This window comes from Sphaerisporangium rufum (assembly GCF_016863395.1).
GTDB lineage: Bacteria > Actinomycetota > Actinomycetes > Streptosporangiales > Streptosporangiaceae > Sphaerisporangium > Sphaerisporangium rufum.
Genome location: NZ_BOOU01000047.1, coordinates 1 through 14,101 on the forward strand (window position 1 = coordinate 1; position 14,101 = coordinate 14,101).

General features: G+C 72.6%; 11 protein-coding genes and 1 pseudogene. 10 read left to right on the forward strand and 2 right to left on the reverse strand.

The annotated features are described in order from the left end of the window. Positions 1 to 1,027 (forward strand): annotated as a pseudogene (locus Sru01_RS16555) (hypothetical protein); the annotation flags it as partial. Continuing rightward, positions 1,024 to 1,890, forward strand: coding sequence for a hypothetical protein (locus Sru01_RS16560; protein WP_203985712.1), 867 nt, complete (start codon positions 1,024 to 1,026; stop codon positions 1,888 to 1,890). The pseudogene Sru01_RS16555 and the gene Sru01_RS16560, both read left to right, overlap by 4 nt. Positions 1,891 to 1,927: 37 nt before the next feature. Here the strand turns inward: Sru01_RS16560 and Sru01_RS16565 are convergent, their stop codons facing one another. Continuing rightward, the gene (locus Sru01_RS16565; protein WP_203985715.1) at positions 1,928 to 2,371 is read right to left on the reverse strand and encodes a YbaB/EbfC family nucleoid-associated protein; all 444 of its coding nucleotides are present in this window, start codon (positions 2,369 to 2,371) and stop codon (positions 1,928 to 1,930) included. A gap of 106 nt (positions 2,372 to 2,477) precedes the next feature. Beyond that, on the reverse strand, positions 2,478 to 3,950 hold the full coding sequence (eccD, locus tag Sru01_RS16570; RefSeq protein WP_203985718.1) for a type VII secretion integral membrane protein EccD: 1,473 nt from the start codon (positions 3,948 to 3,950) through the stop codon (positions 2,478 to 2,480). 244 nt (positions 3,951 to 4,194) lie between these two features. Between eccD and eccCa the strand changes: the two genes are divergently transcribed. The 8 genes from eccCa to Sru01_RS16610 all read left to right on the forward strand — a co-directional run bounded on the left by eccCa (position 4,195) and on the right by Sru01_RS16610 (position 14,101). Beyond that, positions 4,195 to 8,178 (forward strand): type VII secretion protein EccCa, encoded by a 3,984-nt coding sequence (gene eccCa, locus Sru01_RS16575; protein WP_203985721.1) that lies wholly within the window; start codon positions 4,195 to 4,197, stop codon positions 8,176 to 8,178. A gap of 141 nt (positions 8,179 to 8,319) precedes the next feature. Continuing rightward, complete coding sequence (locus tag Sru01_RS16580; RefSeq protein WP_203985724.1) at positions 8,320 to 8,646, forward strand: hypothetical protein; 327 nt, start codon at positions 8,320 to 8,322, stop codon at positions 8,644 to 8,646. Beyond that, positions 8,643 to 9,776: a bifunctional WXG100 family type VII secretion target/C40 family peptidase gene (locus Sru01_RS16585; RefSeq protein WP_203985727.1), complete on the forward strand. Its 1,134-nt coding sequence runs from the start codon at positions 8,643 to 8,645 to the stop codon at positions 9,774 to 9,776. Before Sru01_RS16580 ends, Sru01_RS16585 begins: the two co-directional genes overlap by 4 nt. 225 nt (positions 9,777 to 10,001) lie before the next feature. Then, positions 10,002 to 10,370 carry a hypothetical protein gene (locus Sru01_RS16590; RefSeq protein WP_203985729.1) on the forward strand — a complete coding sequence of 123 codons (369 nt, stop codon included), beginning with the start codon at positions 10,002 to 10,004 and terminating at the stop codon, positions 10,368 to 10,370. Further along, a complete protein-coding gene (locus tag Sru01_RS16595) occupies positions 10,367 to 11,332 on the forward strand; it encodes a WXG100-like domain-containing protein (RefSeq protein WP_203985732.1) in 966 nt (321 codons plus the stop codon). Before Sru01_RS16590 ends, Sru01_RS16595 begins: the two co-directional genes overlap by 4 nt. Positions 11,333 to 12,455: 1,123 nt before the next feature. Next, a complete protein-coding gene (locus Sru01_RS36590) occupies positions 12,456 to 12,740 on the forward strand; it encodes a WXG100 family type VII secretion target (RefSeq protein ID WP_203985735.1) in 285 nt (94 codons plus the stop codon). A gap of 240 nt (positions 12,741 to 12,980) precedes the next feature. After that, a complete protein-coding gene (locus tag Sru01_RS16605; protein ID WP_203985738.1) occupies positions 12,981 to 13,697 on the forward strand; it encodes a hypothetical protein in 717 nt (238 codons plus the stop codon). 23 nt (positions 13,698 to 13,720) lie between these two features. Further along, positions 13,721 to 14,101: a YbaB/EbfC family nucleoid-associated protein gene (locus Sru01_RS16610; protein WP_203985741.1), complete on the forward strand. Its 381-nt coding sequence runs from the start codon at positions 13,721 to 13,723 to the stop codon at positions 14,099 to 14,101.

Genomic DNA, 14,101 nt, shown 5'->3' on the forward strand with positions numbered 1-14,101 from the left:
AGATCATCGGCCGGGGCCGGAGGGGAATGTCGAGCCGATGGGACCGCCCGACCCGTTCTCCGGCGGGCCGTTCGTGGTGCCCGACAACCGGCCGTGGCCGGACGGCGGCGCCGATCCGACGTTCCCGGTGGCCGGGCCGCCGCCGGTCATGACCGAGCCGGTGGTCCCGGAGCCTGACCGGCCGGAGCCCGACGTCCCGCCGCATCCCACGCCCACCGTGCCGGAGTCGCCGGATCCGACGACGCCGGACATTCCCGAGATCCCGCCCGTGGGCCCGGTCCAGCCGACCCCGGTTCCGACGCCACCGGTGGACCCGTATCCGGATCCGACGGTCCCGTCTCCGGATCCGTCCGGCGGGCTCCCGACGGTCCCGTCTCCGGATCCGTCCGGCGGGCTCCCGACGATCCCCTCGCCGGGGCCGTCCGGCCCGGCGACCCCGATCCCCGATCCGTCCGGGCAGTTGCCCACCACGCCGCCCGGTTCGGCGGTGCCGGCCCCCGGAATGGGACTGCCGGCCTCCCCGGCCGTCCCGGCCCCGTCGTTCCCGCCGGCGCCCGGCCCCGCGACTCCGAGTCCCGCTCTGCCGTCCCTCCCGTCCGTCTCGCCCTCGAACTCCGGCGCCGGGTCGCCCACCTACTCCGGCGGCGATGCCGGGCAGCGCGGCGGCACCATCGCACAGCCCCCGGCCGCCCCACCGTCGCAGCCGCGGAAGACCCGCGAGGTGAAGCACGACGCGGTCCTCAAGCTGGGCAACGACATCGAGATCGGACCCGGGACGCGGGCGGAGCGACTGAAGCAGATGCCGGGTGAGAACCGGCTCGAGTGGGGGGTCTGCGGAATCGTCGGGCTCGGTATCCCGGGGGCGAACAACCAGGTCTGCACCTCCTCCGCGAGTTACCTTGCCGCGCTACGGGACAGGTGCAGCGCCCTGTCCGGCCTGGTGAGGACAGCCGGCGAAAAGTGGAAGCTCACCGAGGGTGACATGGTGGAACAGGCCAACGGCATCGGAGCGAGGGTGCCGCGATGAGTTACGAAAGTGGCCCGTGGCTGTACGCGGGGGGTTATGCGGGCGCGTCGTTCTTCGCCATCACCGTCAATCCGGTGCTCGGGATGGCCATTCTGGGCGCGATCGCCAGCATCACGTCCCGGCCCGACCACATGCACGAAGCCGGTGAGAAATGGCAGGCGATCGCCAATGAGATCGACGGTGTCACCGCGGATTTCGCCAAGCTGACCCGCGAGTTCCCGCTGAGCAACTGGACGGCGGAGGACAAGCAAGCACTGGACGCGACACTCGAGGCGCTCAAGCAGAACACCGCCGAAGGGCGGAACCTGCATACCGATGCGGCCGGCACGATGCACGGGCTGGCCAAGCTCTCTTACGTCGGCGCCGTGGTGTCCGCCTCGATCGGCGGCGTGCTGGGCGCGCTGGCGGTGGCCGCTCTTGTCCCGTACACCCGGCCTGCGGCGCAGGCGGCGGGCGTGACCATCGGCCAGGCGGTCCAGCGGGTCATGCTGACCATCGTCAAGAGGAAGGTTGTGGCGGCGGGTGCCGCTGCGGCCGTGCTCGGACTGGTCTACACGTGGAACCAGAGCAAGCAGGGCGAACTTACCGGCCCCGGCACGCAGGTCAAGACCGCCGCGACCGGTCTTCAGCAGGTGGGCCTGCAGTTGTCCAACCTGCCGGCGACCGGAGCTGCGGCGCCTCCGGTGACCAGCGACCCGGGCGGGACGGCCAACCCCGCAGGCGGCGCCACGCCGACCCCGGGCGCCACGCCTGCCCCGGGCACCACGCCGACTCCGGGCAGTACGCCTGCCCCGGGCACCACGCCGAGTCCTGGCCTTGGGCCGGGTTCGAGCCCTTCACCGACCCCCGCCGCGGAGGCCTGACCGCCGGCTGCTCGGTCCGGCGGTTCAGGCCCGCGGGTCAGAGTTCCAGGCGGCGGCGGATGCGGTCCAGGTCGGCCATCACCTCGTCGTAGGTGCGGTCGTAGGCCGCCTCGGCCTGCTTGACCTGGGCGAGCGCGGCCTCGGGGTCGTTGAGCAGCTTCATCGGGTTGTCCTCGGCGCCGAACATCTCGTCCATGAGCGCGCTGGTCTGGTTCGTCAGGTCGGCGGCGGCGTCCTGGACGACGGTCTTGATCAGCTCGGCGAGGTCGGTGGAGGCCATCCGCATGACCCGGGGGTTGAGTTCCAGCTCGTGCAGACCCTGGCCGGTGTACTCCACCTTGACCATGCCGTCCTTGTCCTCGGCCCGGCCGATGAGCTCGCCGGTGCGCTGCTGGAGCTCCTCCACCCGGGCGAGCTGTCGCTGGGCGTTCTCCATCAGCTTTTCCACGTCGAATTCGGCGAACTCGCCGTACTGCGTCATGTGCCTTGTCCCCCTTCGCGCCCCACCGATGACGATCAGCACTCTAATATCCCGCCGCAGCCGGCGACGGCCACTGAATCGGGAAAGGCGCGATTTATCCGGCGAGTTACCCGGCGAGCCCGCGGACCCACGAGTAGACGTCCAGCACGCCCAGGGCCAGCGGGAACAGGCCCACGATCAGCAGGAACTCCAGGATGTCCCCGGCGCGCCCCCAGAACGGCGTCGGCGTGCTCTGCGGCAGGGAGACGGCCAGCCCGGCGGCCACCGCGGCGAGCGCGGCGAGCGCGGCGGCGGCCACCAGCGCGATCGCCGGGCCGGTCAGGGCCAGCGCGACCAGGAAGGCGGCCAGCCCGGCGACCCCGGCGCCGGTCAGCCACAGCCGCTGGCCGACACCGAGGAAGACCCGGGCGCGCAGCAGCAGCGCCAGGGCCAGCACGATCTGCAGCGCGACGCCTACCGGGCCGCGCGCGCCGAGCAGGAACAACTCGGCCCCCACCGCGACCAGCCCGACCGCGGCGGCCAGCCCGGTGGCGAACCGCTCGGCGACCAGGGCCCGCTGCTTGATCTCGTCTCCGTTGATCTGCTGCTCGTCGGCGCGCAGCTCCTCGGCGCTGCGCGGGGCGGACGGCAGCGGCAGCCGGGCCAGCCGGAAGGACAGCATCGGCACCAGCGGGGTGCAGGAGAGCACGATCGCGATGACCAGGCCGGCGACCCCGGCGGGCGGCGCTCCCCAGATCATGACGCCGGCCGCGCCGGCCGCGCCGGCCATGGACGCGACCATGACCCCGAAGAAGTTCGGCAGTCCCTCGGCGATGGTCCAGCCGGCCACCGTGGCGGCCATCGCGGTCATGGCGAACCCGGCGAGCAGGCCGGGCGCCCCGAAGCCGGTCACCCAGGTGTCCTTGGCGGGGGCCAGCAGCCCGCACAGGAAGGCGAAGGGCAGCGCGGCGTACCCCAGGGCCGCGCCGGCACCGGCGTCGCCGAAGGCGCGCGACAGCGCGGCGCCGGCCGACAGCACGATCAGGGCGAGCAGCCCGGCGACGATGGTGGCCGCCCGCCACGGCGGTCCGGCGACGGCGATCGCCACCGCGCCGGCGGCGAGCAGCGCGACCGCCGCCCCGAGGCCGGCCGCCCGGGTGTGCCGGGCCGCCCAGCGGCCCTTGGCCTCCTTGATCCCGGTGGCGATGGTGTCGGCCACGTCGTCGAAGACGGCCTCGGGCAGCTCGGAGGGGCGCGGCAGCAGGTAGAGCACCTCGCCGTCGCGTACGTCGAGGGCGTTCAGCCCGGCGTCCAGGTCCAGCGCCCGGCCGCCCACGCGCTGCAGCGACCAGCCGGTGGTGAACACCGCCTCGTCGCCGCTCTCCCCGGCCGCCGCGAGCAGGTTGGGCAGCACGTGGGAGAGCGGCAGGTCGGAGGGGATGGCGAGGTCGATCCGCTTGTGCGGGGTGACGATGGTGACGCGGGTCATCGCCACGGCGGCGCCCGGGGAGCGCAGGATCGCGGTCCGCGGGGCGCCGCCGGCCGGGTCCAGGGCCGCGCCCGGACCGGCCGCGCGCGGGCCCGCCGGGTTCAGGGTCACGCCGCCTCCTGGTGTGGTCACGCGGGTATCACGCGAATACCGTAGCGGCCGCCGATCGGGCAGGCGCGCGGCGATGTCGAGATGACGAGAAGAATTTCGCTTTCGCGTAGTTCCTCCCGACCGGTGATCGGCTTCGCTACGGTGGGGGCATCGGTGCGGTTCCTCCGGACCGGGGGCCGTGGCCAGGGGACCGCGGGACGCAATGGGGGAGCCGTGTGCACGACATCTGCGTGATGGAGCGACGGTGGGCATAGTCGTGGTCCGGCGGCCCGAGCGGCGGCCGCCTCCGGCACCGCCGCGCGGCGAGATCCTCCTGGAGTCGCCGCCGGAGATCCCGGAGACCACATCTGGGGGGTTCACCCAGATCCTTACCTTCATGCCCATGGTGGCGGGCGGGGCCGCGATGGGCCTGATGTTCACCGCGGGCGGCAATACCAACCCGATCATGTACGTGGCCAGCGGCATGTTCGCCTTCTCCATGGTCGGCATGAGCCTCAGCCAGCTCGGCCGGGCGGCCGGGGAACGCAAGACGCGGCTGAACGGCCAGCGCCGTGACTACTTCCGCTACCTGTCCCAGACCCGCCGCAAGGTGCGCCGGGCGGCCCGCCAGCAGCGGGAGGCGCTGCACTGGAACGGCCCCGACCCCGAGACGCTGTGGTCGGTCGTCCCCGGCCCGCGCCTGTGGGAACGGCGCCCGCGCGACGGCGACTTCGCCACCGTCCGGGTCGGCACCGGCACCCAGCGCCTGGCGGTGCAGCTCATCCCGCCGGAGTCCAAGCCGGTGGAGGACCTGGACGCCATGTCCGCCGCGGCGCTGCGCAGGTTCGTCCGCGCCCACTCGACGGTGGACGACCTGCCCATCGCCATGGCGCTGCACGCCTTCGCCCGGGTACTGCCGGCCGGCGATCCGGTCGCCGTCCGCGACCTGGTGCGCTCGCTGGTCGCCCAGCTCGCGGTGTTCCATTCGCCGGAGGACATGCGGATCGCGGTCTGCGCGAGCAAGGAGTGGATGGCCCACTGGGAATGGGTCAAGTGGCTGCCGCACGCCCTGCATCCGGAGGAGACCGACGCCGCCGGGCAGGTGCGCCTGATGACCGAGGACCTGAGCGAGCTGGACCGGCTGCTCGGCGGCGAGCTCAAGGACCGCGGCCGCTTCCGCGCCGGCCCGTCGGTGGAGTCGCTGCCCTACCACGTGGTGATCGTGGACGGCGGCTACGTCCCCGCCGACTCCACCCTGGGGATGGACGCCATCCAGGGCGTCACCGTCATCGACCTCGGCGGGACGGTCACCACGGTCGAGGAGGCCACCACGCTCCGGCTGGAGGTGCTGCCCGACCGGTTCAACCGGGTCCAGCACGACCATGCCGGCAAGGAGATCGTGACCGGTCTCGGCCGGCCGGACCGGCTGTCGTTCCTGCAGGCGGACGGGCTGGCCCGCCAGCTCGCGCCGCTGCGCGCCTCTCCGGCCAAGAGCGGCGAGGGCCAGGACGTGCTGGCGGCCAACATGACCCTGACCGAGCTGCTCGGTGTCGGCGACCCGGAACGGGTGGACGTGCCGGCCCTGTGGCGCCCTCGTGCACCGCGTAACCGATTGCGGGTGCCGATCGGCCTCGGCGCCGACGGCCGGGTCGTGGAGCTGGACATCAAGGAGTCCGCCCAGGGCGGCATGGGCCCGCACGGCCTGGTCATCGGTGCCACCGGCTCCGGCAAGAGCGAGCTGCTGCGCACCCTGGTGCTCGGACTGGCGACGACCCACTCCTCGGAGATCCTCAACCTGGTGCTGGTCGACTTCAAGGGCGGAGCCACCTTCCTCGGCCTGGACACGCTGCCGCACGTCTCCGCGGTGATCACCAACCTGGAGGACGAGCTGCCGCTGGTCGACCGCATGTACGACGCCCTGCACGGCGAGATGGTCCGCCGCCAGGAGCTGCTGCGCGCGGCCGGCAACTACGCCTCGCTGCGCGACTACGAGCGCGCCCGCGAGCAGGGCGCCGACCTGCGGCCGATGCCCACCCTGTTCGTCGTGCTGGACGAGTTCAGCGAGCTGCTGTCGGCCAAGCCGGAGTTCATCGAACTGTTCGTCATGATCGGCCGGCTCGGCCGGTCGCTCGGCGTCCACCTGCTGCTGGCCTCGCAGCGCCTGGAGGAGGGCCGGCTGCGCGGCCTGGACACCCACCTGTCCTACCGGATCGGCCTGCGGACCTTCTCGGCGATGGAGAGCCGGGTCGTCCTCGGCGTCGCCGACGCCTACGAGCTGCCGCCGGCACCGGGCAACGGCTACCTGAAGTACGACACGACCGGCATGACCCGGTTCAAGGCCGCCTACGTGTCCGGGCCGTTCGCCCCCGATACCCGCCCGCAGCGCCGCGCCGCCACCGACCAGCGGCAGGTCGTGCCCTACGGGCCGGAGTACGTGGCGCCGCCGGTCGCCCCCGAGGAGCCGGAGTCCGAGCCGCAGACGGCGGTGACCGGCCGGGACAGCCTGCTGGACATCATGGTCCGGCAGTTCGGCGGGTACGGGCCGCCCGCGCACCGGATCTGGCTGCCGCCGCTGGCCGAGCCGCTGACCCTCAGCCATCTGCTCCCGCCGCTGAGCATCACCCCCGAGTACGGGCTGACCACCGCCGGCTGGTCGGGCCGCGGCCGGCTGCGGGCGGTGCTCGGCATCGTCGACCGGCCGTTCGAGCAGCGGCGCGACCCGCTCGGCGTCGACCTGTCCGGCGCGGCCGGCCACCTGGCGATCGTCGGGTCGCCGCAGAGCGGCAAGAGCACCATCCTGCGCACGCTCATCTGCGGGATGGCGCTCACCCACACCCCGCGCGAGGCGCAGTTCTACTGCCTGGACTTCGGCGGCGGCACCCTCACATCGCTGGAGGACCTGCCGCACGTCGGCGGGGTCGCCAACCGGCTGGACGGCGACCGGGTGCGCCGTACCGTCGCCGAGGTGACCGGCCTGCTGCAGGAACGGGAGCGCGAGTTCGCCGAGCGGGGCATCGACTCGTTCGCCACCTACCGCCGGCAGGTCGCCGAGGGCGCCATCACCGGCAACGCCCACGGTGACGTCTTCCTGGTGGTGGACGGCTGGCTCACCGTGCGCCAGGAGTTCGACTCGCTGGAGCCGACGATCACCGACCTGGCCGCCCGCGGCCTGGGCTACGGCATCCACGTGGTCGCCGCCACCAACAAGTGGTCGGAGTTCCGCCCCGGCATCCGCGACCTGTTCGGCTCCCGGCTGGAGCTGCGGCTCGGCGACGCCTACGAGTCGGAGGTGAACCGCAAGACCGCGCTGCTGGTGCCCGAGGGCGTTCCCGGCCGGGGACTCACCCGCGACGGCCACCACTTCCTCAGCGGGCTGCCGCGCATCGACGGCGTCCGGCAGGCCGACGACCTCGCGGTGGGGGTGCGGGCCCTGGTGGACGCGGTCCGCGAGGCGTGGCCGGGCGAGCCGGCGCCGCGGGTGCGGCTGCTGCCCGCCGTGCTGCCGGTCACGGCCCTGCCCACCGCGGAGCAGACCGGTCCGCGCGTCCCGATCGGCATCGACGAGGCCACCCTGTCCCCGGTGTCGGCCGACTTCGCCACCGACCCGCACCTGGTGGTGATCGGCGACACCGAGAGCGGCAAGTCCAACCTGCTGCGCCTGGTGGCCGAGGGCGTCGTCGCCCGGCACGAACCGGCGCGGGCGCGGCTCATCGTCATCGACTACCGCCGCTCGCTGCTGGACGCCGCCTACACCGAGCACCGCATCGGCTACGCCGCCTCCAGCACCACGGCGGCGGAGATGGTCGCCGAGGCCAGGGAGGCACTGGTCAAGCGGCTGCCGCCCGCCGACCTCACCCCCGACCAGCTACGCGCGCGCGACTGGTGGAAGGGTGCCGACCTGTACTTCGTCGTGGACGACTACGACCTGGTGGCCACCGGCAACAACCCGCTGGCCCCGCTGCTCGACCTGCTGCCGCAGGCCCGCGACATCGGCCTGCACCTGGTGCTCGCCCGCGCGATGGGCGGAGCCGGCCGGGCGATGTTCGACCCGGTCCTGCAGCGCCTGAAGGACATGGCGACCCCGGCGGTCATCATGTCCGGCGACCGGGACGAGGGCGTGCTGTTCGGGGTGCGCCCGCACGCGCTGCCGCCGGGCCGGGCCTACCTGGTGGACCGCAGGTACGGCTCGCGGCTGGTGCAGACCGCCTTCCTGCCGGTCGGTGCGCCGGCGGGCGGAGAGGGCGGGTGAACGGCGGCGGAATTACGGCCAGTCCCGGCCACCGGGACGGTACGACAGATATGATCATTTCGGTTGTTCCGGGCGATCGGCCGGCCGGGGGCGGCGCCGTTCCGCCCGCGGGCGGAACGGCGGGGACGGAGGGATTCGGTCATGACGTTCGAGCTCCAGCGCGGGACGCTCATCAAGCTGGGAGAGATCGTCGCCGACCAGGGGCGCAAGCTGGCCGGCATCGGCGACCGGTTCACCCCGGTCCAGGGCACTCCTCCCGCGATGTTCGGTGCGCTCCCGGCGACCAGCGAGATCACCGCCGCGGTCGGCGCGCTGGAGGCGCACGTCCACGAGGACCTGTCCACCTACGCCAAGCTGCGCTGCGACCAGGTGGACCGCGCCCTGGACACCATCGAGGCCAACGTGCGCAAGGCCGAAGACGCCAGCAGCCCGCGGCGCGGCGGCGGGAACGGGACCGGCGGGCGATGACCGACTGGGGACACGTGAGCGCGCTGCCCGGCGGCGCGGAACTGGCGGCGGTGGCGGCCCGGGTGGACGGGGACCCCGCCGCGATCCGGGCGGTGGCGGAGCGGTGGAAGACCGCCGCGGGGGACATCGCCCGGGCGGCCGGTGAGATCGGTGACGGCGTCACCTGGATGGACGCCGACTGGAACGGCGACTCCGCCGACGCGTTCGGCGCCTACATCAGGCGGCTCGGCAAGGCGGGCGGTGACCTGCAGGTCATGCTGGCCGGCGGCGTCGAGCCGCTCAGCGAGGCGGCCGCCGCCCTGGAGAAGGCCGGCACCGAGATCGACGAGCTCGGCGCGCACCTGCTGGACTACGCGGCCGAGGTGCGCCGGATGAACCCGGACGCCCCCCGGGATCAGCAAGATCAGATCATCCGGCAGGAGGCGGCCGCGGCGGCCGGACTGGCGCGTGGCCACGCCGACACCGCCAACGCCAAGCTGGCGCAGGCCGGTGCCGCCATCAAGAGGCTGGCCGGGGCGAACCCGCGGACCTTCCGCGCCGTCCCCGAGCCGGACCGGCAGCCGTTCGTCCCGCAGCCGGGGCACACCGTCCAGTGGATCCCGGTGTCCCGGGAGGAGTCGCGGGCCACCGAGCTCAGCGGTGGCGCGGCCGGGCCGGGCGCCGGCCCGGTGGGCGGTCACGGCGGCGGCGCGGGCGACGGCCGGCCCGGCAGCCCCGGCCTGGCCATGCCTCCCGTCTACGCGACCGGACGCGCGAAGGCGATCATCGATGCCGCGGAGAGCAAGCTCGGCCGCCCGTACGTCTGGGGCGCCGACGGGCCGAACGCCTTCGACTGCAGCGGGCTGGTGCACTGGAGCCTCAACCAGGCGAGGTACGGCATCGGCGACAACACCGCGGCCGGCTACCAGTCGAGCTTCGCCCGGCTGGCCCCGGAGGACGTGAAACCCGGAGACATCGTGTTCTTCGGGAATCCGGCCTATCACTGCGGCATCGTCGTCGAGACCGACGGGAACGGCCATCCGACGAAGATGATCGCCGCCCCGCACTCCGGTGATGTGGTCAAGGTGCAGAATATCGCCGATGTCGGCAAGAACGTCAGCTACGGCCGGCCCCCCGCCCCCGGCGCCTGACGGCCGGCCTGGGCGCTGCGCCCGGCTCCAGCCAATTTCCGGCCGCATCGGTCCCGATTCGCACCGAATATGGCATGCTCCTATCACCGACCGATAGACGATCCGTAAGTATTTCCGGTACCAGGCCGCAACGGGCAATTAACTATCGGGAAATCCGCCGTATTTAGTGTTCTCGCCATCGAAGATCATGATGGGGGGTTCGGGGTGGAACCAGGGGCCGGAGTGGTGACCGATGTCGTGCCCGACTATCTGCGGCGGCGGGCGGAGGACCTGCACGTGCAAGGGGAGGCGGTCCGCCGGGCACTGAGCGCCGCGCAATCGGCTCTGGACGCCCTTGGTCGTTTCTGGGGGACCGACGAGTACGGTCACGCCTTCTATGACGGCGCCGGCGGCCGCAAAGGGTACGGGACCGCGCTGCCCGAACTGGTGGATCACTGCGGCACGGTCGCAGGCGTGTTCGGCGCGGTGGGCGACAAACTGGCCCAAGCCGGGGCGAATGTCACCGCCGCCGAGTGGGTGAGCGTCGCCGCCATGGTCAAGGCGGTCGACGAAACCTCGATGTCCGTGCCCACCACCAAAGCCGAGCGGAGGTGAACCCTCTCTCCCAGCTGAAGACGCTGCGTCTACTGGCGAAGGAACACCCGTTCGCCGCGACCGCCGGCGCTGGCGCCCTCGTCCACTCTACCTTCGCAGTGACCGTGCTCGCCGTCGAGTGGCCGGAAGGCGATCCGCACAAGTTGCGTCAGGCGGCGGACATCCTGGACCGGCTGGCCGCCGACCTCGATACGGCGCACGACGCGGCCGACATGGCCGCCGCCCAGGTGTGGAAGGGCGCCTCCGGGCCCGGCATCGACGCTTTTCGCGGCATGTGGCTGCAGGGCTCCGCCGCGGCGCCGGGCGGCGTCACCGCCTACCCGCCGCGGGTCGCCGAGTACGCCCGCCGGATGGCCGCGGCGTGCCGAGGCTACGCCTCATGCCTGGACACCATCCGGCGCGTCTTGAACACGCTGGCGATGCAGGCATTCGCCAACATGCTCATGACATCGTTGTACGGCTGGCCCACCAGCTGGGTGGCGGGTGAGGTGAAAGATAAGATCATCCAGCGCTTCTTCCAGAACCTCGCCCGGATCCAGCTCAGGCTCTTCGGCAGGAACGTCGCGAACATCGTCGCCAATTGCTTCTACTACCCGCTGGACAGCCTCCTCTATGCTGGCCTGCAGCAGGGGCTCCAGTACGGCATCTTCGCCTGGAGAGGCGTCCGCCGTGACATGGACGGCACCGAGGTGCTGTCGCGCGGCGTCAACGCCAAGCAGTTCGCCACGGGGTTCACGGCCAACGTCGCCTTCGACGGGGTCTGGGACCTCACCAAGGTGCTCGGGGTCCCCCGCAACAGCCGCGTCGGCGACTTCGCCAGCCGGATGAGCGGTTCGGCGGCGTACAGCATCGTGTCCAATCTGTTGCAGGACCCGACCGGCAACCCCGTCCCAACGGACTGGCAGACATGGCTCGGCAAGTTCCTCACCCATGGCGTCCGGTCCATCAAGCCCTCCGGGTGACCTCCGATGCCACAACGGGTGGACGCCCGGCTGGGACGGGCGGCAAGAGGCGGGGTCACCCGTGAGTGCTGGTTGAACCCGAGGTGAACGGAAGAGGTGTTGGCCGCCCCCGGCGATCGAGAACCCGGTGAACATCGGCCCGACAGAGATCGGCACGGCACTTCCGGCTGGTAGGTATTGGGAAGGCATATGACCAGAAAGGACGCCTTCCATGACCAGCTCCGCCCCATGGGCACCCGGCTCACCAGCCGAGCCGCCGGTGCGGACCGGCCTCGGTACCCCAGAGACCGGATTCGACTGGTCGACGCTCACCGAGCTGCCCCGACCGGCGGGGGCCGGCGGGAGCGAGGCGTCCCGGCTCTCCGGTGATCTCGTCACCGATATCACCCCGTCGGTCCCGCGCACCGAGGGCATCCTCCGGCACCTCGGCCCGCCGGACGGCGGCGATGTCGGTGCACCCACCTGGGTGCCGCCCGTCCCTCCCTCCGGCCCGGGTGGCGGGGATCCCGCGCCGCCGGTCGGACCGGTCGGGCCTGGCCCGGTCGAGACGCCGCCGCACACCGGCCCGTGGCAGGTGGAGCCGCAGGACCCGCTCACCGGACCGGACGGGGCACCGTGGGCGCAGATCACGCCGCCGGTCGTGCAGCCGTCTCCACCACCGGCATCTCCGGTGCAGATCCAGCCGGCGCCGCCGGACCCCATGCCTGTTCCGCCGCCGGGTTCGGTGCATCCGACGCCGACGCCGGTTCCGGTGGGGCCGACGCCCACGCCGCCGCCGGGTTCGGTGGATCCATGGCCGACGCCGACGCCGAGCCCGGTGAATCCGACGCCGTATCCGACCTTTCCGCCGGTTGCCTACCCGACGGCTCCCCCTGCTGCGTGTCCCCAGCACCCGGCGCCGGCGGATCCGGCGCCCGCTCCGATGCCCGTTCCGCCACCGGCTCAGCCAGGTCGGCCGCTGGCCACCAAGCCGCCGCCGGCGGATCCAGGCCCGGCGCGGCCGTCTCCTCCGGCAGATCCCTCGCCCGCGCCGGCACACCCCAAGAAGAAGCCGCCGGCCGGGTCCGGCGCGGGACGGCCCGCCGGATCGCACTGGCCGGGGTACGAGGTGGTCACCCAGTCGGTGAACGAGTTCGCGGACGCGATGGGCGGCGCCGGCGACCGCACGAACCGCGCCGGCCAGGCGGCACCACGCATCGACGCGAGCATGGGCCCGCTCGGCGGGGTCCCGCTGGTGGGCCTGTTCTACTACCGGCGGGTCAACGCGGTGGCCGAGACGTTCGGCAAGGCGACCGGCACCCTGGGTGGTGCGCTGACCGGGAGCCGTGACGACCTCAAGGTGGCCGCGGCCCGTTACGAGCAGGTCGAGCAGGCGAACGCCGACGCGGTTCGCAAGGCGGGGCGGTAACCCGCCCGGCCCGCCGGCGGCGGTCCGTCCTGCGGGCACCGCCGGTCCGTCCGGCCACAGGCCGCCGGTCCGTCGGGTGCGGGCACCGCCGGTCCGTCCGGCGACAGGCTGCCGGTCCGTCCGGTGCGGGCACCGCCGGTCCGTCCGGCGACAGGCTGCCGGTCCGTCCGGCACAGAACATCGAAGGGCCGTCCGGCGCGGTACCGGTGGTCCGTCCAGTGAGGAGAGAGGTGGTCGGTGATGGTGGCGGCCGGTTCGCACACCAGGCTGCTCGCGCAGATCGCGCTGCCCCGCCAAGCGGTACGCGCCGGAATGACCCGCTCCGGGATCGGGGCGCTCGGCCTGGCGCTCGACGTGGCGGCCGTCGCGAACATCGGCAGCGTCTCGTTGTTCGGTGACCTCCGCGACGACTGGAAGAAGATCGTCGCCGAGCTGGACGTGAGCAACTCCGACGTGTGGCGCAGCTTCTTCGACGGCGTGTCACCGAACTGGAACGGCGAGGCCAAGGCCTTGATGGAACGGTTCGTCCGGCACACCACCGACAAGATCTATCCGATGGCCAAGGACATCGCGGCCAAGATGAGCTCGATGATGCAGAGCCAGCGGAAGGAGATCTTCGAGTACGACGTGTCGGTGGCGCTGCTCTACCTGACCTCGGGACCCATCTTCCTCACCTTGATGGCGGCGTCGGCGACGCCGGCCGGGCAGTTCGCGCTCGCGTCCTTCACGCTGGCGTTCATCGCCGCGCTGGGCAACCTGCTCAAGCAGTTCGCCGACGTCATCGCCGCCTACGAGTCGGGGCTGAACGGCGTGGAAATGGCGGTGAACACGATGAACTCGATGGTCTTCACCGGCGGTGACCCGGAGAAGGGCGGCCGGGACCTCAAGATGTACCGCACCGTGACCGACCCGGCGCAGGTCGACAGCGGCTTCTGGGACCCGGCCGGCGCCAAGTGACCGGTGCGGAAGGAAGGAGTGGCATGGGGGAGCAACTCGACGCGTTCGCCCGGCACGCGGACGGCGACGTTCCCGGCCTGCTGGCCGAGGTGGAGCAAGGCATCGAGCGGGTCGCCGCGGTGCTGCGCGACCAGGAGAGCCGCGGTGTCGAGGTGGTGCGGCCGGACGGGGTCGCGGTGACGGTCACCGGGACCGGTGCGCTGCTCACCGTGACGATCAGCGCCCGGGCGATGCGCGACCTGGACCACGTGGCGCTCGCCGACGCGGTCCGCGCGGCGATCGGCGAAGCGCGGGAGCGGGCGGGGCAGGCGTTCGGCGCCGCGGTGACGGAGGCGGCCGGTCCGGTCGGCGCGGTCGCCGATCCGCTCGAACCCTACTTCCGCGCGCTGGGCTTGAGGGAGTGA

Bases quoted from the DNA above. Each gene is read 5' to 3' on its own strand.
- Sru01_RS16610 (WP_203985741.1), top strand. From the start codon at position 13,721: ATGGGGGAGCAACTCGACGCGTTCGCCCGGCACGCGGACGGCGACGTT.
- Sru01_RS16580 (WP_203985724.1), top strand. From the start codon at position 8,320: ATGACGTTCGAGCTCCAGCGCGGGACGCTCATCAAGCTGGGAGAGATC.
- Sru01_RS16565 (WP_203985715.1), bottom strand. From the start codon at position 2,371: ATGACGCAGTACGGCGAGTTCGCCGAATTCGACGTGGAAAAGCTGATG.
- Sru01_RS16605 (WP_203985738.1), top strand. From the start codon at position 12,981: ATGGTGGCGGCCGGTTCGCACACCAGGCTGCTCGCGCAGATCGCGCTG.
- Sru01_RS16560 (WP_203985712.1), top strand. From the start codon at position 1,024: ATGAGTTACGAAAGTGGCCCGTGGCTGTACGCGGGGGGTTATGCGGGC.
- Sru01_RS16585 (WP_203985727.1), top strand. From the start codon at position 8,643: ATGACCGACTGGGGACACGTGAGCGCGCTGCCCGGCGGCGCGGAACTG.